The organism is Neobacillus sp. CF12 (genome assembly GCF_030348765.1).
In the GTDB taxonomy this organism is placed as follows: Bacteria; Bacillota; Bacilli; order Bacillales; family Cytobacillaceae; genus Neobacillus.
The window spans coordinates 6,131,000-6,150,752 of the sequence record NZ_JAUCEU010000007.1; the positions used below are offsets into that span (position 1 = coordinate 6,131,000).

Sequence of the window (19,753 nt, forward strand, 5' to 3'; positions counted from 1 at the left end):
AAATGATATAATGTGACCAACAATGTGAACTGTGATGGAGGGGTACCATGAATTCGTTAGTTAATAAGCTAAACCAAATCTGTACTCAATTTCTTATAAAAGAGAAAATTGTTATCGTGGATTCCTTTGAAATCGGAGAACAAATCAACGAAGCTTTTATCAAAGCAGGCTATCGCGGGATCAATCTAAAGTTTAAGACTTTACATAATCTGGCTATGAATTTAGCGGAATTGAATAGTGAACATCCAATAAAAGTACTAGATGGGACTGTCGGCGTCCATTTTACATACACGATTCTGAAGGAATTAAAGAATCAAGGGAAACTCACTTATTTTTCAGGTATGGAGATTACTCCATCTTTTAGTCATGCTATATATTCGACCATTCAGACCCTAAGGCTTGCAGGTTACAATGCGGAAACTCTAAAAAAAGAGGCTTTCTTAGCGTCTGAAAAAGCGGATGATTTAGTTGAGATTCTATCTGAATACGAAAACTTACTTGTTGCCAATCAGTTTACCGATATAGCATCAATCCTCACAACTGCCATTGAATTTGCACAAAGGAATGAAAAGGCGGTCTTTATCCTACAATCCAATTTGCATCTAAGTCATCTTGAAGAACAGTTTCTAAGTAAGATTTTACCCGAAGGTTCATTCAAACTTCCTCTTGCACCTGTTTTAGGGGTAAATATTCCTGAGAGACCTAGCTTATCTTCGATATCCTGGGGAGAGCCAACACCGTTAAGCTACCTTTATCAATTTGATGAAGCAGGCGATAAATATGAAGGTTTAGAGATCTTCACCTCAAAAACCGAGGAACTCGAAGTAAAACATGTATTCGAAAAAATAAAAGCCTCAAAAGCACCACTTGATGATTGTGTTGTTTACTATACAAATGCTGATTCTTACATAACACCATTTTTCCACTTGGCACAAAAACTTAATATTCCAATTACATTTGGAGATGGGTTACCAGTCTCATTTAGCCGGCCAGGGCGGTTGGTGTCCGGATTGATCTCTTGGATTCAGTCAAATTATAGTGTTCAAACCTTTATTGGTTTACTTAATGAAGGGTTAATTGATCTCGGTGAAGATACACCCTCAAAATCGAAGATCAGCAGAGTGCTTCGAGAGTTACAGATTGGTTGGTCGCAGAATCGTTACAATTCAATACTTGAAAAGGAAATGGAACGATTAAAGGAAAGTGAGAGTCCTTCTATTGAAATCATGTGGTTACATCAATGGTTTTCGAAGATTTTTAAAAAGCTTCCAGAATTCAATGAATCCATAAATTTTAAAAAATGTTTAGCGGCTATTGCCTATTTTATAAAGAATTATAGTAAAAGCAGTTCGTCACTCGATGAAGTTTCAAAAGCTACCCTTTTGGAAATAATCAAAAAAATCGTTCCCTATAGTGATGAGGAACTTTCAATGCATGTTTTGTTTGAAAAAATCAATGACTTGCTGCTCTCAATCAGGGTAAATCAGTCACGTCCAAAACCAGGACATCTCCATGTTACTTCTTATAAAAGAGGTGTATACAACAGTACGGCAAATGTATTTTTCGTTGGACTTGATAATCGGAAGTTTCCAGGAAATTCGGGAGAGGATCCATTGCTGCTTGATACTGAGCGTATTGCACTAGGAAACAAGTTGCCTTTACTTCGTGATAGGGGTATGGAAAATACATATATGCTTCTGCAAGCTCTAGCGCATTCAACAGGTTCTGTTACAGTAAGCTATTGTGATTTTTCCATTCATGATAATCGAGTAGTAAATCCTGCATATGTAATCTTACAATGCTATCGGATGGTTAGTGGCAATAAAGACGCAGAATTCAAAGACTTAAAATCATATTCCTCTAAGCTTACTGCGAGTGAGATCTTTGAGGATAAAGATTATTGGAATGAAAAGTTAGTACAGGATATTCCAACAAAACTTAACCAAGGAATTCTAAATCATTTTAAAAATGTGAAAGAAGGTCTTTCAGCGGAAATCGCTCGTTATTCCGAAAGCTATTCCGAATTTGATGGATTCATACAAATTGAAGCAGACCATGATCCAAGTACCAATCAGGAAAAGAAAATGAGCGCTGGAAAACTTGAGACACTTGCTAGATGCCCGTATTCTTACTTCCTCAAAGAGGTATTAAGGGTGAGGCCAATCGAAGAGGTTTCGTATGATGCGAATAAATGGCTGGACCCGGCAACCCGTGGAAGTCTGCTTCACAGCATTTTTGAAAGGTTTTATAAGGAAATTACACAACAAAACGTTAAACCCACCTACGCCTTACATTACGATAATATCATGGCCATTGCGGTAAACCTGATCGAAAAAGAAAAAGAAATACTGCCACCGCCGAATGACCGCATTTTTAAGCGGGAAGTAAATGATATCTTGGTTTGCTGCGATATCTTCCTTAAGGAAGAAGAGATTCATGGCGAGAACTATCGACCGCTTCATTTCGAATATTCATTTGGAATCGGAGATACTGATCCAGCGATTATTACTCTTCCATCAGGAGAAGTGAAGGTTTCAGGGATTATTGACCGTGTTGATCAATCCCTTGATGGCAGGTACCATATTATTGACTATAAAACTGGAAGTACCTATGGCTATGAGAAAAATAAAGCCTTTAAAGGCGGACGTCAGCTGCAGCATATGATTTATGCGTTAGCGATTGAGCAGCATTTAAATCTTGGTGAGGGTGCTGTAGAGGAAAGTTCATATTACTTTCCGACTATGAAGGGATTGGCCCAGCGATTTACGAGGAAGCAGGATGTTACATTACGAGCGAATGGTTTAGATATTTTGGAAAAGTTAATTGATGTCATTAAAAATGGACATTTTGAAATGACAGACGATGAAAATGATTGTAAGTTTTGTGAATACAAGTTGGTTTGCCGTCGCCACTTTTATGATAAAGATGCCCTTGAGCGAAAGCAGTCCAATCAAAAGCTAAAAGGGGTTCGTGCATATGACTAATCAGATTATCGATCAGGCTGCAAGGGATAAAATTAAATTAGAGTTGCATACGAATTTCTTAGTCGAAGCGGGTGCAGGATCTGGTAAAACAACCAGTCTCGTTGACCGTATGGTAAACCTAATTATCACTGGTACAGCAGAAATTCAAGAGATTGTTGCGATTACCTTTACACGAAAAGCAGCCGACGAATTAAAGATGCGCTTCCAATCGAAATTAGAAGCAGCGTGGAAAAAGGAAAGTGATCTTGATCTCAAGTTCCGGTTAGCTGAGGCACTTCAAAATAGTGAACGCTGTTTTCTAGGTACGGTCCATTCCTTTTGTGCCAAGTTACTTCGCGAACGGCCAATAGAAACTCATTTGGATTTAACCTTTAAGGAACTAGAAGAGACAGATGATTTGGAGCTTTTGGAGGAAGCGTGGCAGAAGTTTTTAAAGGACGTAATGGATGAAAAGCCACATCTTTTTGACCAGGTCAATGATTTAGGGATAAGTGTTGATCAGATTTTTCCATGGGTAGAAAAACTAAAGGAATATTCGGATGTTGCGTGGATAACAGAATCTGTCCCCAAACCTAGTTTATCCGTTGAGTTTACTAGGTTTATGAACCTGCTCAAAGAAGCCGAGAAAGCTTTTCCAGTGGAAGAGCCACCAAGTGGTTATGATAAATTACAAAAACCAATTATCATGGCCATTCAAAAAGAGAGATTGATGGATGTCACCAAAGAAAAGAATATCATTAGTATCTTTGAACTGTTTAATAAAAACGTAAAGCCAACCTTAAAAAACTGGCACTCAAAGGAAGACGCAAAGTTTTATGAAGAGAAAATCACTTCATTTTTCGAAGTATCAATTAAGCCTTTGATTCAAGCTTGGAAGGAATATTGCCATCCACAAATAGTGAGATTCATCCAAGAAGCTTTATCGGTCTATGAAACCCTCAAAAAGGAGCGTTCATTACTAAATTTCCAAGATTTAATGATGCACACCTCTCAATTGTTAAAGAAAAACCTTGAAGTCAGAAGGTATTTTCAAGAAAAGTATCGCTTTTTACTCGTGGATGAATATCAGGATACAGACCCGATTCAGGCTGAGATTATGTTTTACCTAACAAGTGAGAATCCTGATGAACAAGTATGGACAAGGTGCAGACCAAGAGCAGGTTCACTGTTCGTTGTCGGTGATCCCAAACAAGCCATTTATCGATTCCGGCGAGCGGATATTGACACGTACAACCGAGTGAAACAGTTAATGGAAGAACATGGAGGCGAAGTACTACAGCTCATCACGAATTTTAGATCTGTAGATACTGTAACGGAAGAGTTTAATACGGTATTTGAAAAGCATTTGCCAGCAGTCGAAACGCTTCATCAAGCGGCCTATCGTCCTTTGAAAGCACACCACATCGATGAAGGGGGAGAATTTACGGGTATCAAACGTTTATCTGTTCCTGCAGATTACAGTAAGAAAGAGGATGTAATCCTGACGGACGCGGAAAACATTTCACTCACTATTCAATCACTGATCAAGAAAGGATATCGCGCAAAGGACTTTATGGTATTGACCAGATACAATGATGGCGTTTCGGTATATGCAAATAGGATAGAAGAAAGCGGAATTCCAGTTAGTATCTCGGGAGAGGTAGTTCTAGGTGAAACGCGAGAATTTCAAGATTTATGGATTTTACTGAATTCCTTTTTAGATCCAACAGATGAAGTGGGTTTTGTTGCGGTACTGCGCGGGATATTCTTCGGAATCAGCGATCAAGATTTATATGAATGGAAAAAGAAAAAAGGCAGGTTTTCTATTTATAGTAGCATTCCAGAAGATATTTCCCCGATGACGAAGGAAAAATTTAACCATACGTTAACGATATTAAAGTTATGTAAACAGAAAATACGACAGTTATCTCCTACAGCCGCCATTGATTTTGTAATGGAGACAGTTGGCTTTTTTCCATTGCTGCTAAAGAATGGACGTGGGAAACGCACCTACAAAAATATGCTGCAAATGATGGAATCTCTCCGTAAACAGGAGGCAGCGGGAAATACCAACTATAAGCAAATAATGGATTCTCTAACAAAGCTGCTTTTTGAAAAATCAACTGTTGCGAATATGGAAGAAGAGGCAGATGCGGTTCGGGTAATGAATGTTCACAAAGCTAAAGGACTAGAGGCACCGATTGTCTTCTTAGCCCACCCTGCCAAACGGGTGAATCCAGAGTCCTTCTTATCACAGCATATTAAACGAGAAGACTATTCCTCAAAAGGATATTTTACCTTTACCATAAAGAATGGCTTTCAAGAAAAGGAAATCGCCGTCCCACTTAATTGGGAGGCATATAAAGCGGAGGAACTGATCTACCTTACAGAAGAGGAACTTCGGATTACGTATGTTGCCGCTACCCGTGCAGAAAAAGCTCTTGTTATCAGTGCGAACGGAAACAATAAGAAAAATCCTTGGAATGTTCTTTTTGAAATGGAAAACATCGAGGAATTGGAGATACCTGAAATGGAGAGAGTCGAAACTATCGAAGCCAATGAAGTTACATTCGCCGAGTATCAGGCAAAAACACTTAGTAAACTTGCGTGGCTGGAGCAAAGCAAAGTGGAATCCTTTGAACGCTGGACGCCAACAAGGGATAAGGATTTTACCGATGTTTTCGATATTGAACGAGAAGGTGGCGGTGGAAAAGAGTGGGGCACTCTTATTCATGATGTTTTTGAAAAGGCGGTTCAAGGTCATGATGTTCAAAAGTACATCAAAGTTGCATTAAATAAACAGGATATTCCAGCTTCAAGAGAAGATGAGGTTTTAAATTATCTTACCAACCTTCGTTCTTCTAAGCTATGGGATGAATTACAGACAGCAGATGAAGTCATAACAGAGGTTCCTTTCTCGTTAAAAGTAGAAAAGAAAGATCCCCTTTATGGCGAAATAACAAAGAACCCAGAAGGTCAACATCCTTATTATGTAAAAGGGATTATCGATCTCATCTACAAAAAAGATGGTGAATGGAAGATTGTAGATTACAAAACCGACCGTGCAAAAAGGAAGGAAGATTATGAAAAACTTCAAGCTTTTTATCGTCCACAACTTACCTTCTATAAACAGGCATGGGAAGAAATAACAAAGGAAAAAGTAAAAAGTGAAAGTTTATATTTCCTTGAAAACAATCAGTTGGTGAATTATTAAAAAGAAAAATTCCTCATTTTTAAAATGGGGAATTTTTTTGATAATCGACCTCGAACTGTTCAATTCTTTCCCTTACAAAGTCTGGAACGGGGCATGGTACCATCGTTTCATGGTCAACGCTCACATAAATAATCTCAGCGAGGAGAACCGGCTCCATTTCATCTTCTCTCGTAATCATAAAATTCATCGTCATGCTTTTGTTGCCGACTCTTTCCATCCTGCACCAAATGGTGAGCCAATCATTTAAGTATGCTGAACGTTTATACTGGATTGTTGATTTTGCTAGAACAAAATCAAACACTTCATCGTGCTGAAGCAGCTGCTGGAAATATTCTGTGACGGCAACATCAATATACGTTAAATAATGAGAGTTAAAAACGATTTTCTGCCCATCAATTTCCGAATAGCGCACCTTTAATCGATGTGAGAAACGATAATCTACCATTCCAAACTCCTTTCTTTATTGCACTAAAGCATATTCTTCTTCAGCTACCTGTTTAACCTTATCAACGAACTTTACAACGGCTTTATCGCTGGCGAACCATAAAAATAATTTAAAGATGGCTTTTAATGGTTTATTTGTCGTTGTGTATTTAAACACCGTTTTATGTTCATTTATTCTTGTTAATTCATAGCCAGCCGTAATTTCAAAATAGTTGGCTAAGTTAAAACCAACCTTCATTTTTTTGTGACCTGGATTATTCAAATATTCTAGTGTTACAACATCATATTCCTCAACCCGTTTTCCTTCTTTATACTGCTGACGATAAATACTCCCAACACCTTCTTCGGTCACTTTCACGGGAGTATTGCCAACAACCTGCGGCATAATTTTTTGCATGTTTTCTAATGACCCATCAAATAATCCCCAGATTTTTTCAATTGGAGCGTCAATTTCAATTTCTTTCGTCCATTCTTTCAATATAAAACACCTCTCCTATATAATTATTTTTAATTTTCCGAAAAAATAACAGGTAGATACAATATTCTATTTTTAACTTGAAAATCCTTTATATTGTACCAAACTCTGGGTAGTATTAATTTTAGTTTCTAAGTTTAATAGGTTGATTTCTCATAACAATAATTGGAAAATAGAAAAATAAACGAATCTAAGAAGGGATTGGATTAAAATTTGGGTACTTCTCTAGATCATTCAATAGAAAAACCTGGAACCTTAACACGTTCCAAACGGTTATGGATAGCCATGGTGCTAGGTTCTTTAGCGGCTTTTGCCCCGTTATCCATTGATATGTATTTACCCGCGTTACCGATATTAGCTGATTACTTTCAAACCAGCCCGTCATTTATTCAGCTAAGTTTAACGTTTTTCCTGCTTGGATTATCTATTGGGCAGCTGTTTACGGGGCCAATAAGTGATATTCGTGGAAGACGGAAACCACTTTTAATTGGTTTGATAATCTATTTTGTTGTTTCTTTATTGTGCGTGGTTAGTCCTTCTGTTTGGACCTTCATTTTGTTACGGTTTATTCAAGGACTGGCGGGTTCAGTGGGGACGGTGATCTCAAGGGCGATTGTACGAGATTTATATACTGGTAGCGAATTAACCAAATTCTTTGCTCTTCTCTCCCTTGTAAACGGGGCAGCACCCATATTAGCTCCAATTGCTGGTGCTCAGTTCCTAAGATTTGTCCCGTGGCAAGGGATATTTATTATCCTAGGTTTAATCGGTTTTATTATGTTTATTGTTGTTCTTTTTGGCTTATCAGAAACACTTCCTGAGAATAGGAGGTTACGAGGTGGTCTCAAAAACACCCTTCTGACCTTTCGGAATCTCATTTTTGATCGTAGTTTCATTGGGTATGCCATCTCTCAAGGACTCGTTTTTGCCGCAATGTTTGCTTACATTTCAGGTTCTCCCTTTGTGGTGCAAAGCATTTACGGTGCTTCGGCACAAATGTTCAGTCTTATTTTTGCAATAAATGGACTGGGTATTATGATAGCCAGCCAAATTACTGGTAGATTAGCAGGCAGGGTACAGGAGTCAAAGCTTTTAATCTTCGGATTGGGGATGTCTTTATTTGGAGGAATGATTCTGCTGATTCTTCTGCTGTTACAAGCAAAGCTGTGGTTAATTTGTGTTCCATTATTTTTGGTTGTCGCTAGCGTTGGAGTCGTTAATACAGCTGGATTCTCGCTTGCCATGCAAAAGCAGGGTAAAAATGCAGGCAGTGCCTCTGCGCTCCTTGGTGTAATATCATTTGCATTTGGCGGTGTAGCTTCTCCTTTAGTTGGAATAGGAGGAGAAGAATCGGCAATCCCAATGGGACTGGTCATCGCATGCGCCACCATTGCTGCGGTACTTTCATATGTTTTCCTTGTGTTAAGAAAAACAAGTCAAAATCTTGGATAAATAGCAAATACCCTTTCAAAGATTGGAAGGGTATTTTTTTTATTATTGAAACTCTTTCTAAAAAAACGAGTTCACTATGAACAAAGGGGAAACAAAAAAGAGAAGTGGGTATTGGCTAGCGAAGGAAAATTCAACCATTTATTTTGTAAGCATGATTTTTAAAATTTTTTCAATCCTGTGCTACTATTAGATGGAATCGTAGAAAATGAGGTGTTTATATGAAAATTGAAGTATGGTCTGATTTTGTCTGTCCATTTTGTTATATAGGAAAGCGTCGTTTAGAGGAGGCACTCTCTCAATTCCCACATAGAAACAGTGTTGAAGTAGAATTCAAAAGCTTTGAACTAGATCCTAATTCTCCTGCATATAGTGGCAAAAGCATTCATGAAGCATTAGCTTCAAAATATGGGATGAGTATTGAACAAGCAAAGCAAGCGAATCAAAATGTTGGTCAGCAAGCTGCTACTGTTGGGTTAAAGTTTAATTTTGAAGATATGAAGCCAACTAATACGTTTAAGGCTCATCGCTTGGCAAAGTATGCAAAAACACTAGGAAAAGAAGCGGTTATTACAGAAAAACTACTTTATGCTTATTTTACTGAATCTAAGAATTTAGGCGACCTAGAAACTTTAGCGGATATTGCCGAAGCATCAGGGCTTGAACGTCAAGAGTCATTAAAGGTCCTTGAAGATGAAAAAGCATATGCGAATGATGTCCGAATCGATCAATCGATTGCACAGCAATATCAAATTACCGGTGTACCGTTTTTTATTGTGAACCAAAAATATGCCATCTCTGGCGCACAGCCAACCTCAACCTTTGCGGGAGCACTGCAAAAAGTATGGGAAGAAGAAAATCCGGCTCCCGTTCTCCAGGATTTATCAACAGTAAGTGCAGAAGATGCAAGCTGTGTAGATGGCAACTGTGTTATTCCAGAAAGAAAAGAATAGTTCTTTTGAAAGAACTGCATCTATTTGGTGCAGTTTTTTAATATTATCAGGCTTTTGAATAAGTTGCCATCACAATGAAATAATAGTCGTAAACAAGCTAAGGAGCAAACACCTATGAACGTATTAGTGGTTGGAGCTAATGGGCAGGTTGGTAAACTTTTGGTTAACCAACTTAGAGACAGTAAGGAACATACAGTCAAAGCGATGGTCAGAAGAGAAGAACAGGCGGACGCTTTTAAAAAGCTTGATGTAGAAGTTGCAGTTACCTGTTTAGAGCAAAGTGTAGAAGATATTGCTCAAGCAGCAAGAGGCTGCAATGCCATTGTGTTCACAGCTGGATCGGGACGGCATACTGGATATGATAAAACATTGTTAATTGATCTAGATGGTGCCGTGAAGACAATCGAGGCTGCAGAAATAGTGGGAATTAAGCGCTTTATTATGATTAGTGCAATTCAGGCACACAGAAGAGAGAACTGGCATGAGAAAATGCTTCCCTATTATGCGGCCAAATATTATGCAGACAAAATGCTTGAACAAAGTGAACTAACATACACGATTATCCGTCCCGGTGGTTTAGTGAGTGAGCAAGGAACAGGTCTGGTTTCTGCTGCGGTTGACATTCCCAGTGGGAAGATACCACGTGAAGATGTGGCGAGAACGATCATACAATCACTAACCGAAGAAAATACATATTACCAGTCATTTGACCTCGTTTCTGGTGAAGTTCCCATTACGAAGGCTCTAAAAATACTTTAAAAAAGTCATTGATATCGAGATATCAGCTATAAAGAATGATATTGGTGTTAATCGGAATATTTCAGCATAAATTCAATTATATACACGAACCACTAAAAAGCATTTGGGTTGTCTCAAATGCTTTTTTTCGTTGAAAAAAGGTTTTAATTTTACCCGTGAAAAATATAGTAGGTAGAAGATGATGTCCCATCTTGAAACTTTTCCTTAGCATATCCGTACAATTATCTAGGCTATTATTATAACATGGAGGGTATTATGGATTTATGGATTAAAGAGTTCATTGGACAATTTGGCTACTGGGGGGTGTTTCTCCTCATTGCACTTGAAAATATATTCCCTCCGATTCCATCCGAAGTAATTCTTACTTTTGGAGGCTATATGACATCTCAAACCAATCTGACCGTTCCAGGTGTTGTGGCATCTTCAACGTTAGGTTCCGTGTTCGGTGCAGTCCTCCTCTACCAACTCGGCGCCATATTAAATGTAAACAAATTAGAAGTTGTGATTGAACGGTATGGACGATTCCTTCGTCTAACAAAGAAGGATCTCTATCGAGCAGACGAATGGTTTGAAAAATATGGAATCTGGACAGTCTTTTTCTGTCGCTTCATTCCGCTTATTCGCAGTCTGATTTCAATCCCTGCAGGAATAGCAAAAATGAACTTCTGGCTGTTCATCAGTTTTACAACGTTAGGCACAATCATTTGGAATACAGTGTTGATCAACCTAGGAGCACGAGTGGGAGAAAATTGGGAAGTCATCGTTGATAGGATGGACCAATATTCAAATTATTTATATCTGTTCTTAATCATTTTCATTATCGTATTGATAGGATGGCAGAGAAAAAGAAGATACTAGGATAAACTAAGGGAAAATCTGAAAGAAATTTCTAAAGTAATCTTTATTTCAGTGGAGAGGGTTTTGGCCATGAATATTACGTCTATATTACTAGGCTTACTTCTTATCTTAAATATCATGTTGGCCCTCATTGTTATTTTTCAAGAAAGAAGGGACGTTGGTTCCACGTGGGCCTGGCTGCTAGTATTATTTTTTATCCCTATTCTTGGATTTGTTATGTATCTATTGTTAGGACAAAATCTAAGTCGAAAACGACTTTTTCAATGGGATGATCTCAAAAAAACAGGATTTGAAAAAGCATTGGAAACCCAATTGACCAAACTTCGTTTGAATCAATTCTATTATCGCAATAATGTAACAAAGGATAACCATGATTTAATTTATATGCATATGATTAATAATCAAGCTATCTTAACTGAGGATAATGCTGTTGAAATTTTTGCAGACGGTAAGGAAAAATTTGATCAGTTATTTAAGGATATAAAAGCGGCTAGGAATTATATTCATATCCAATATTACATTATTAAAAATGATAATCTCGGCAAAAAATTAATCGAGGCTTTGACTGTCAAAGCAAAGCAAGGAGTAAAGGTACGTATTCTGTATGACGAATTAGGTTCCCGAAGCCTGCCGAAAAGATCATTTAGAGAATTTCGGAAAGCAGGAGGACAAGTGGAGGTCTTTTTCCCATCTAAATTTAGGTTTATAAATCTAAGGATGAACTATCGGAATCACCGAAAACTAGTTATTATCGATGGGAAGATTGGCTATGTTGGCGGTTTTAATGTTGGTGATGAATATTTAGGGCTTAATAAGAAATTTGGCTACTGGCGTGATACCCATTTACGGATTCAAGGAACGGCTGTTTATGCACTCCAGACCCGTTTTATCCTGGATTGGAATCAAGCCTCAGATGACCAAGATGTTGACTACGTTCCTAATCTTTACCCTGAAGATATTTCTCACGGTAAAATCGGAATCCAAATCGTAACAAGTGGTCCTGATTCTGAATTTCAACAAATTAAGAATGGCTATATAAAAATGATTATGTCCGCAAAAAAATCGATTTATATCCAAACTCCTTACTTTATACCAGATGCAAGTTTGTTGGATGTACTAAGAATAGCCTGCTTGTCTGGAGTCGAGGTCAATATTATGATTCCGGATAAACCAGATCACTTATTTGTGTATTGGGCAACACTCTCGCATGTTAGTGAATTATTAAAAGTAGGAGCAAAGGTCTACATTTATAAAAATGGTTTTATTCACGCTAAAATGCTCGTTGTCGATGAAGAAATATCTTCTGTTGGTACTGCGAACATTGACTATCGAAGTTTTAAACTCAATTTTGAAGTGAATGCCTTTTTATATGATGAAGGAATTTCAAGAAATCTTACGGAAATATTTAAAGAGGATATTAAGGTATCGATGTTACTTACATTTGAATGCTACCAAAAACGTTCTTTAGAAGTTCGTCTTAAAGAATCGGTATCAAGATTACTTTCACCGATTTTATAAAGATATTTTTGTTTTTTTCAAAAAAGGTGTAAAATGAAAGTAGGAAAACTACTTCTTGTTCGACCTGCTTTTTTCCTAATCTATTTGGAAGAAGATGAGGGTAATGAACAAATCAAAGGTATTATCCTACAGTACAGGCACTCTATTACTATTGGTTGGGATTGCGGCTGTTGGCGTTGGAGTGGGATTAGTGATTGAACCAAGTGGAGATTGAATTGGATTGCCTCTTGAACTTCTAAAAAACTCTCCATTTGCCGACTTTTTAATCCCAGGATTTATATTAATTGTCATCAACGGTTTCGGAAGCTTGATTGGAGCATTATTGGCATTCTTGAATAATCGTTTTGCAGGTTTCACAACCATGATTCTTGGGATTGCCATGATCATCTGGATTATCGCCCAAGTGATTTGGATTGGTTGGGAAAGTGTACTTCAGCCGATCTTTCTAGGAGTAGGACTCGTTGAACTTGCATTTGGATTTTTGTTAACCGACCGAACGTTAGAGCATGGAATGTTTAATCGTCATCTTCATCCACATGCTCATTGAGAAAAATAGCCTATCCCTTAGGGGGTAGGCTATTTTTTATGGGAACAATAAGATAATAGTAATCAGATTAAAAGTATTTAAAAATAAAATAGTAAAATTTTCATAAAACTATTGCTAATGTTCTGATTATTTGTATAATTCAATTATAGGCTACTGTCGACAGTAGTCAGACTACAGTCGTCGGAATGGAGAGATAGTAATGATTCAAGTGAAAAAATCAAATCCCTTATATGAGCAAATTTACGAGAATATCAAAGAATCCATCATAAAAGGTGATTTTAAATCTGGAGAAAGAATTGTGGATGGTTGGATTGCAGAAAAACTGGGTGTAAGCAGGAGTCCTGTTAGGGAGGCATTTCGTAAACTTGAACAAGATGGCCTCCTAGTGAATCAGGATGGCACAACTCTTGTATATAAACCAAATGTAGAAGATTTGATTGATCTCTTTGAGGTTCGAGCAGGATTGGAAGGAATGGCAATATTCCTGGCTACAAAAAAGATAACGGATGAAGAACTACAAGAGCTTGAGGAATCACTTGTACGCGTAAAAAAAGCAATAGAAGAAAGAAATACTGCGGAAGTTATTAAATTAAACACCTTTTTCCATGGTTCAATTGTAAAAATTAGCGGAAACAGCAGACTGCAAGAAATGATGGGGAAGATAAACAATTTAATCCTCCTTTATAGAAATAACTTTTTTGCAAAATATTATGGCGATGATGTTTTTATTGAGGAACATTATGATTTATTTAATGCGTTAAAGTCTGGAAATGCAGAGGCTGCTTCTGAAAAAATGAGACTGCATATCCTTAATGATTTGGAACAATTAAAAGAGAAGTTAAAACATCACCAAGAAGAATAACCTATATGTTTAGAAGGGAGTAAGAGGATGACGGCAATATGGGAAAAATATCTTGATGTACGAGATTTAAAAAACTATTCTACCAGTGGATTCGGAAAGAAATACGGTATCGGTAAAAATCCAGCGCTAATTATTGTCGATGTTACATATGGGTTCACTGGTGAAAAAGCGGAACCGATTGAAGAATCAATCAAAAAGTATCCTGCAAGCTGTGGTGTTGCAAGCTGGGAATCGATTAAACATATTCAACGTTTATTGATGGCTGCTCGGGATATAGGAATTCCTGTTTACTATACCATCATTGAAGGATATAAAGATTCTTCAAACGAACGGGTTGCTGTTAAGGGGAATCTGTTTTCCCATCCTACTTTACTAGAAGGGGAGAAAGGTACATGGGTAGTTAACGAACTTAAGCCTATTCCCGGTGAAATTGTCTTATCAAAAAAGAAACCAAGTGCTTTTTTTGGCACCCCACTGGTTACCCATTTAATGGCAGATAAAGTTGATAGTGTGATCGTAACAGGATGTACAACGAGCGGATGTATCCGAAGTACAGTTGTCGATGCATTTTCATATAACTACCAAGTGATTGTACCGGAGGAATGTGTATTTGATCGGAGTATTACCTCGCATGCTATTAATCTCTTTGATATGCAGCAGAAATATGCAGATGTGGTAAAAACAGAAGATGTAATTAAGGAGTTGAAATTACTTTCTCTAGTTAAATGATATTTTCAAAGATAAACGACTAAAGAAAAAGGATGTGTAAATTGTGACGAAGAATTATCGAATCGGTCTCATCGTTCCAAGCTCAAATACAACCATGGAAACAGAAATACCTGCTATGTTGCAATCGAGAAAGAATCAAAGCGAAACATTTACCTTTCACTCAAGCAGAATGAGAATGTTGCATGTGACAAAGGAAGAGTTAGCCAAAATGGATTTAGAGAGTGATCGCTGCGCCGTAGAACTATCGGATGCTAGATGTGATGCGATTGCATATGCCTGTCTGGTAGCGATTATGTCTCAAGGATCTGGGTACCATTGCCTTTCAGAGTCCCGTCTCACTGGGATTGCGAAGGAAAATGGTGCAAATGTATCCGTTATTAGCAGTGCAGGTGCACTGGTTGAAGGTATACGAACCTTAGGGGCAAAAAAAGTAGCAATAATCACACCATATATGAAACCGCTTACGAAAATGGTTGTTGATTATATTGAAGAAAGCGAGATAAAGGTAACAGATTCTATTAGTTTAGAAGTAGCTGATAATTTAGAAGTGGGTAGGTTAAATCCTCTAAATCTACTAGAAATAGTGAAGGATCTAGATATTAGTCAAGCGGATGCGGTCGTTTTATCTGCATGTGTTCAAATGCCATCGTTGCCGGCCATTCAAAAAGTAGAAGAAAGAATAGGATTACCTGTCCTATCTGCAGGTACAGCAACAGTTTACCAAATCCTTAAGAGTTTAAATTTAAAAACAAAGGTACCAAATGCAGGAAGATTACTTTCCGGTTCTTTTTAAAATACTATAAATCTATCGTTGAAAATGGAGGGTATTGAATGACAGAACAATATTCTAAGTTATTTTCTCCAGGAAAAATTGGAAATCTTGAGTTGAAAAATCGAATCGTAAAAGCCCCACAATCGACAGGTCTTAGTAATCGTGACGGGACAGTTTCGGAAAGATTAGTAAGACACTACAAAGAACTGGCTCGTGGTGGTACAGGACTGATCATAGTTGAATATACGTACATCGATAATGAAGCCAGTAAATCTGCATACTGCCAGTTAGGTATTAGTGATAATGAACATATCGCGGGTTTATCTTGGCTTGTTTCTTCGATTCACGACGAAGGAGCAAAAGTAGGGATTCAAATTGAACATTGCGGAAGGCAAAAATTCCTAGGAACACCTCCAATAAAAGCACCTTCTAGAATTCCATGGCCAACACTTTATGAACAATCTGGGGTTGTGCCTGAAGAACTTACAATTGAAGAAATCAAACAAATCATTGAAGATTTCGGTGATGCAGCAAAAAGAGCTCAGACTGCTGGATTTGATTTAGTTGAAATACATGCCGCACACGGATATTTGATTACAAACTTTCTTTCCCCTCACACAAATAAGCGAACCGATTTATACGGTGGAACGCTAGAGAACAGAATGAGATTTTTAGTAGAAGTCATCAAAAACGTAAAAGCAAAAGTTGGTGATCAATTCCCTATTACAATGAGAATTAACGGGACTGATTATGAACCTGATGGCATTACAATTGATGAAAGCGTTGAGGTATGTAAACAGGCAGAAAAGTTAGGTGTTTTAGCTTTCCATGTTTCTGGCGGAGACCATCACATGATGAATTATCAAGTTAGCCCGATGACCGTACCGAATGGACCTAACGTCTGGGCAGCAGAAGAAATAAAACGCTCAGTATCTGTTCCCATTATTGCTTCAGGGTCGATTAACACCCCTAAGTTCGCTGAAGATATCCTCAAAGAAGAAAAAGCAGACTTTGTTTCTCTGGGCAGACCGTTACTAGCAGATCCCTACTTCCCTTTGAAAGCGAAAGATGGCAGGTCAGAAGATATTATTCCTTGTATTCGCTGTAACGATGGATGTATGGAAAGGACCTTCTTCAACTTTCGTTCCATTAGATGCTCAGTCAATCCAACTATGGGTAGAGAAGGGGAGTTAACCATCACTCCATCTAGTACTCCTAAGAATATTGTTGTTGTTGGGGGAGGGCCGGCTGGCATGGAAGCGGCAAGGGTTAGTGCGCTTCGTGGTCATAAGGTTACATTAGTGGAAAAAAGGAAACTTGGCGGGGCGTTGTTAACATCAAGGGTTTCACCATTTAAAGCAGACATTCATTTATTGGAAAACTATTATGCTGCTCAAATCGAAAAGTTGGAAATAAAAGTTGTCCATGAAGAAGCAACACTCGATTCGATTAGAGATGGTGACTTTGATGCTGCTGTTGTCGCTGTTGGGAAGGTTCCAAATACCCTCTATATGAAAGGGATGGAATCATCCAAAGTAGTTCAAGCAATCGATGTTTTGTCTCAAAAGGCCGAAACTGGACAAAACGTGGTGATTATTGGCGGGGGAATGACTGGTGTTGAAACGGCTATATTTCTTGCAAATCAGGGAAAAAACGTCGTGATTATTGATAAAGCCTCAGAAATCATGAGTAATGAATTGGTTACGTTTAAAATTTCATATTTTGAATTCCTAGCCAAAAAAAATGTTGTTATCTATACTTCTGTCGAAGGAAAAACAGTAACCAAAGAAGCGGTGACATTTGTGGATAAAGCAGGAAACGAACAAAGTATTCCTGCAGACACTATTATTTTTGCAACGGGTTACACAGCAAATGCAGAATTATCATCTCAATTGAAGAACCAAGAACAACTTGAAATCTATCAAATTGGAGATGGGCATCGTCCTGGGAAAATTTACGATGCAGTCCATGAAGGTTACTTAACAGGTTTGCGAATATAGTAATTTTTATAAACGAAAAGGAGTGTTCTTATATGTGTCAGGGATCAAGTTCACCGCTTTCTCCTAGAGTTAAAGCTATTCTTGAAGAATTTCAAGCAAGTCTAGAACAGGGAATATCAAAACTAAGCGTTCTAAATGATGAAGAGATTCATCAAACAGAACTAGAAAAAATATTCGGTAAAAGATGGAATTTTTTAGCGCATGAGTCCGAAATTCCCAACAAAAATGATTATGTGCTTCGGAGTATCGGTGATGATTCGTTTATTGTCAGCAGGGGAAGTGACGGGGAAATTCGTGTGATGTTAGATATTTGTCCACATCGTGGAGCAAGTATCTGTAGAGCAGAAAAAGGAAGTTCCTCGCATTTCCAATGTCCTTATCACGGCTGGACGTTTAAGAACAATGGTGATTTAGTAGGAACCCCTTCATTTAAGGATGCTTACAGTGGTCTGAACCGTAAGGAATGGGGACTAACACATGCACCACGGGTAGAAATCTTTCATGGGTTTGTCTTTGCGACTTTAGATGAAAATGCTCCAGACCTTAAGGAATCTTTAGCTGGTATCGGTTGGTATTTAGACATGATTTTTTCCCTTCAGGATGAAGGAATGGAGGTTCTAGGTGAGCCTCAACGATTTGTAATTAAAGCAAACTGGAAGATTGCCGCTGAGAATTTTTCCGGAGACGATTATCACTTATTGACACTCCATAAATCGACCTATGATATTGGGGTCATGCAAATTCCTCTTAGAGAAAACATGAAAGGATACCATATACAGGCTGGAAATGGACATGGGGTAAGTTTCTCGATTGACCTTGAAAGTAAGGATCCGCTTTTCTTCTATTATCCTGAAGAAATTGTCAAAACCTTTAATTTAGATAATCTTACCGATAAGCAAATTGAACTTGCTCGTGGTTCACGTGTATGTGTCGGGAATATTTTTCCGAATATTTCGTTTTTAATGCTGCCGTTAAGTCCTGACCCCAAAACGATTCCACCGACACCGTTATTTACTTGGAGAGTATGGCAGCCTAAAGGAAAGGATGAAATTGAAGTTTGGAACTGGTTTATGATGTATAAAAACACCTCAGAAGAATTTAAACGTGCTTCCTATAGGGCGGCAATGTCAACCTTTGGTATAGCGGGGACGTTTGAACTGGATGACGCAATACCTTGGGAAACAATAACCAAAAATGCAAAAGGAACATTTGCGAGGAAGAAAATGAACCTTAACCTTCAAATGGGGATGGAAGGGATGGGTGTGGCGAAACAAGTAATGGATTGGCCATTTCCAGGTATCGCCTATTATCCACGTTATGAGGAAGGAAACCAACGCCATTTATATCGACATTATTTAGAAGAAATGCTATCAGAAGAGTAAAAGGAAAAGGAGGAATCCGAATGAAAGTTCCGTTTGATTTTTATCAAGAAGGAATAGAGTTTTTTCTTAATGAAGCTGAATTGATAGACGATGGCAGGTTTAGGGATTGGCTAGAACTGATGACCGATGACTTTACGTATCGCATTCCGGTTCGGGTTACCCGTGAAAAAGCAGCGCCTTCAGAATTCAGTGACTTGGCTAGTCATATGGACGAAACCAAAAACACGATGGAAATCCGCATACTTCGTGCCTATTCGGAATACAACTGGGCGGAAGATCCTGCATCAAGAACAAGGCATTTCTTAACGAATTTCAGAGCGAAAATGGACCAAGAAGTTGACAATGAGATTCATTTTAAAACTAACTTTTTATTATACAGAGGAAAATTTGATTCTCCAACCTTTCAGTTTTTAAGCGGAGAAAGACACGATACCATTCGGCGGATAGATGGGGAATGGAAAATTTCAAAAAGACTGATTTTACTTGATCATGCAACCATCCCAATGAATAATTTAGCGATTTTCATATAAAGAAGCAAAAATACAAGATTAGGAGAATTCTAAATGAAGGAAAAAGAGAACTTTATCCAGGTTGCAAATGAGTTTACTTGTGTTCACGTTCGAAAAATCAACACCAAAAACGGTGAAATGCTTGAGATTGAATCAAAAAAGAATGATGGAAAAATCACATTGGATGCGATGCAGCTCGAGAGCTTGACGTTATTGACACCCGAACACTTCTCAAAGTTTTTTGAAATACATTTTGGTCTGGATGACACCTTCTCTAAAAAATAATTACAGCTGCATATTCGGTTAGAAAGGAGAAAAC

At 38.0% G+C, this 19,753-nt stretch carries 17 protein-coding genes; 15 read left to right on the forward strand and 2 right to left on the reverse strand.

All coding sequences use genetic code 11. The features are described 5' to 3' along the window. The first annotated feature begins 47 nt into the window (after positions 1–47). Positions 48–2,984, forward strand: a complete 2,937-nt coding sequence (locus tag QUG14_RS29550) for a PD-(D/E)XK nuclease family protein (RefSeq protein ID WP_289344003.1) — start codon at positions 48–50, stop codon at positions 2,982–2,984. Then, the gene (locus QUG14_RS29555) at positions 2,977–6,177 is read left to right on the forward strand and encodes a UvrD-helicase domain-containing protein (RefSeq protein ID WP_289344004.1); all 3,201 of its coding nucleotides are present in this window, start codon (positions 2,977–2,979) and stop codon (positions 6,175–6,177) included. Before QUG14_RS29550 ends, QUG14_RS29555 begins: the two co-directional genes overlap by 8 nt. A gap of 19 nt (positions 6,178–6,196) precedes the next feature. Here the strand turns inward: QUG14_RS29555 and QUG14_RS29560 are convergent, their stop codons facing one another. Together QUG14_RS29560 and QUG14_RS29565 are read right to left on the reverse strand one after the other, a co-directional pair. After that, complete coding sequence (locus QUG14_RS29560) at positions 6,197–6,622, reverse strand: acyl-CoA thioesterase (protein ID WP_289344005.1); 426 nt, start codon at positions 6,620–6,622, stop codon at positions 6,197–6,199. 15 nt (positions 6,623–6,637) lie between these two features. Then, the gene (locus QUG14_RS29565) at positions 6,638–7,099 is read right to left on the reverse strand and encodes an SRPBCC family protein (RefSeq protein WP_289344006.1); all 462 of its coding nucleotides are present in this window, start codon (positions 7,097–7,099) and stop codon (positions 6,638–6,640) included. Positions 7,100–7,381: 282 nt separating this feature from the next. On the opposite strand from QUG14_RS29565, the gene QUG14_RS29570 reads away from it, so the two are divergent. The 13 genes from QUG14_RS29570 (at position 7,382) to QUG14_RS29630 (ending at position 19,719) form a co-directional block, all read left to right on the forward strand. Then, the gene (locus tag QUG14_RS29570) at positions 7,382–8,548 is read left to right on the forward strand and encodes a multidrug effflux MFS transporter (RefSeq protein ID WP_289344269.1); all 1,167 of its coding nucleotides are present in this window, start codon (positions 7,382–7,384) and stop codon (positions 8,546–8,548) included. A 218-nt stretch (positions 8,549–8,766) separates the two neighbouring features. Further along, complete coding sequence (locus QUG14_RS29575) at positions 8,767–9,498, forward strand: DsbA family oxidoreductase (RefSeq protein WP_289344007.1); 732 nt, start codon at positions 8,767–8,769, stop codon at positions 9,496–9,498. Between the two features lie 114 nt (positions 9,499–9,612). Continuing rightward, positions 9,613–10,257: an SDR family oxidoreductase gene (locus tag QUG14_RS29580; protein WP_289344008.1), complete on the forward strand. Its 645-nt coding sequence runs from the start codon at positions 9,613–9,615 to the stop codon at positions 10,255–10,257. 255 nt (positions 10,258–10,512) lie between these two features. After that, positions 10,513–11,115, forward strand: a complete 603-nt coding sequence (locus QUG14_RS29585; RefSeq protein ID WP_289344009.1) for a DedA family protein — start codon at positions 10,513–10,515, stop codon at positions 11,113–11,115. A 69-nt stretch (positions 11,116–11,184) separates the two neighbouring features. Next, positions 11,185–12,633, forward strand: a complete 1,449-nt coding sequence (gene cls, locus QUG14_RS29590) for a cardiolipin synthase (protein ID WP_289344010.1) — start codon at positions 11,185–11,187, stop codon at positions 12,631–12,633. 220 nt (positions 12,634–12,853) lie between these two features. Beyond that, positions 12,854–13,180 (forward strand): hypothetical protein, encoded by a 327-nt coding sequence (locus QUG14_RS29595; RefSeq protein WP_289344011.1) that lies wholly within the window; start codon positions 12,854–12,856, stop codon positions 13,178–13,180. Between the two features lie 199 nt (positions 13,181–13,379). Next, the gene (locus QUG14_RS29600) at positions 13,380–14,042 is read left to right on the forward strand and encodes a GntR family transcriptional regulator (protein WP_289344012.1); all 663 of its coding nucleotides are present in this window, start codon (positions 13,380–13,382) and stop codon (positions 14,040–14,042) included. Between the two features lie 27 nt (positions 14,043–14,069). Beyond that, entirely contained in the window at positions 14,070–14,771 is a 702-nt protein-coding gene (locus QUG14_RS29605; RefSeq protein WP_289344013.1) for an isochorismatase family protein, read from the forward strand. Positions 14,772–14,814: 43 nt separating this feature from the next. Beyond that, on the forward strand, positions 14,815–15,564 hold the full coding sequence (locus QUG14_RS29610; protein WP_289344014.1) for a maleate cis-trans isomerase family protein: 750 nt from the start codon (positions 14,815–14,817) through the stop codon (positions 15,562–15,564). A 38-nt stretch (positions 15,565–15,602) separates the two neighbouring features. Further along, positions 15,603–17,543: an NAD(P)/FAD-dependent oxidoreductase gene (locus QUG14_RS29615; protein WP_289344015.1), complete on the forward strand. Its 1,941-nt coding sequence runs from the start codon at positions 15,603–15,605 to the stop codon at positions 17,541–17,543. A 32-nt stretch (positions 17,544–17,575) separates the two neighbouring features. Further along, on the forward strand, positions 17,576–18,925 hold the full coding sequence (locus QUG14_RS29620) for an aromatic ring-hydroxylating dioxygenase subunit alpha (protein ID WP_289344016.1): 1,350 nt from the start codon (positions 17,576–17,578) through the stop codon (positions 18,923–18,925). 20 nt (positions 18,926–18,945) lie between these two features. Next, positions 18,946–19,455: an aromatic-ring-hydroxylating dioxygenase subunit beta gene (locus tag QUG14_RS29625; protein ID WP_289344017.1), complete on the forward strand. Its 510-nt coding sequence runs from the start codon at positions 18,946–18,948 to the stop codon at positions 19,453–19,455. Positions 19,456–19,488: 33 nt separating this feature from the next. Then, entirely contained in the window at positions 19,489–19,719 is a 231-nt protein-coding gene (locus QUG14_RS29630; protein WP_289344018.1) for a hypothetical protein, read from the forward strand. Positions 19,720–19,753 lie beyond the last annotated feature (34 nt).

What these genes read in the sequence shown, in the direction of transcription:
- cls (WP_289344010.1), top strand. Translation starts at nt 11,185, where the DNA reads ATGAATATTACGTCTATATTACTAGGCTTACTTCTTATCTTAAATATC.
- QUG14_RS29560 (WP_289344005.1), bottom strand. Translation starts at nt 6,622, where the DNA reads ATGGTAGATTATCGTTTCTCACATCGATTAAAGGTGCGCTATTCGGAA.
- QUG14_RS29570 (WP_289344269.1), top strand. Translation starts at nt 7,382, where the DNA reads ATGGTGCTAGGTTCTTTAGCGGCTTTTGCCCCGTTATCCATTGATATG.
- QUG14_RS29575 (WP_289344007.1), top strand. Translation starts at nt 8,767, where the DNA reads ATGAAAATTGAAGTATGGTCTGATTTTGTCTGTCCATTTTGTTATATA.
- QUG14_RS29600 (WP_289344012.1), top strand. Translation starts at nt 13,380, where the DNA reads ATGATTCAAGTGAAAAAATCAAATCCCTTATATGAGCAAATTTACGAG.
- QUG14_RS29620 (WP_289344016.1), top strand. Translation starts at nt 17,576, where the DNA reads ATGTGTCAGGGATCAAGTTCACCGCTTTCTCCTAGAGTTAAAGCTATT.
- QUG14_RS29625 (WP_289344017.1), top strand. Translation starts at nt 18,946, where the DNA reads ATGAAAGTTCCGTTTGATTTTTATCAAGAAGGAATAGAGTTTTTTCTT.
- QUG14_RS29605 (WP_289344013.1), top strand. Translation starts at nt 14,070, where the DNA reads ATGACGGCAATATGGGAAAAATATCTTGATGTACGAGATTTAAAAAAC.
- QUG14_RS29630 (WP_289344018.1), top strand. Translation starts at nt 19,489, where the DNA reads ATGAAGGAAAAAGAGAACTTTATCCAGGTTGCAAATGAGTTTACTTGT.
- QUG14_RS29585 (WP_289344009.1), top strand. Translation starts at nt 10,513, where the DNA reads ATGGATTTATGGATTAAAGAGTTCATTGGACAATTTGGCTACTGGGGG.
- QUG14_RS29550 (WP_289344003.1), top strand. Translation starts at nt 48, where the DNA reads ATGAATTCGTTAGTTAATAAGCTAAACCAAATCTGTACTCAATTTCTT.
- QUG14_RS29615 (WP_289344015.1), top strand. Translation starts at nt 15,603, where the DNA reads ATGACAGAACAATATTCTAAGTTATTTTCTCCAGGAAAAATTGGAAAT.
- QUG14_RS29580 (WP_289344008.1), top strand. Translation starts at nt 9,613, where the DNA reads ATGAACGTATTAGTGGTTGGAGCTAATGGGCAGGTTGGTAAACTTTTG.
- QUG14_RS29555 (WP_289344004.1), top strand. Translation starts at nt 2,977, where the DNA reads ATGACTAATCAGATTATCGATCAGGCTGCAAGGGATAAAATTAAATTA.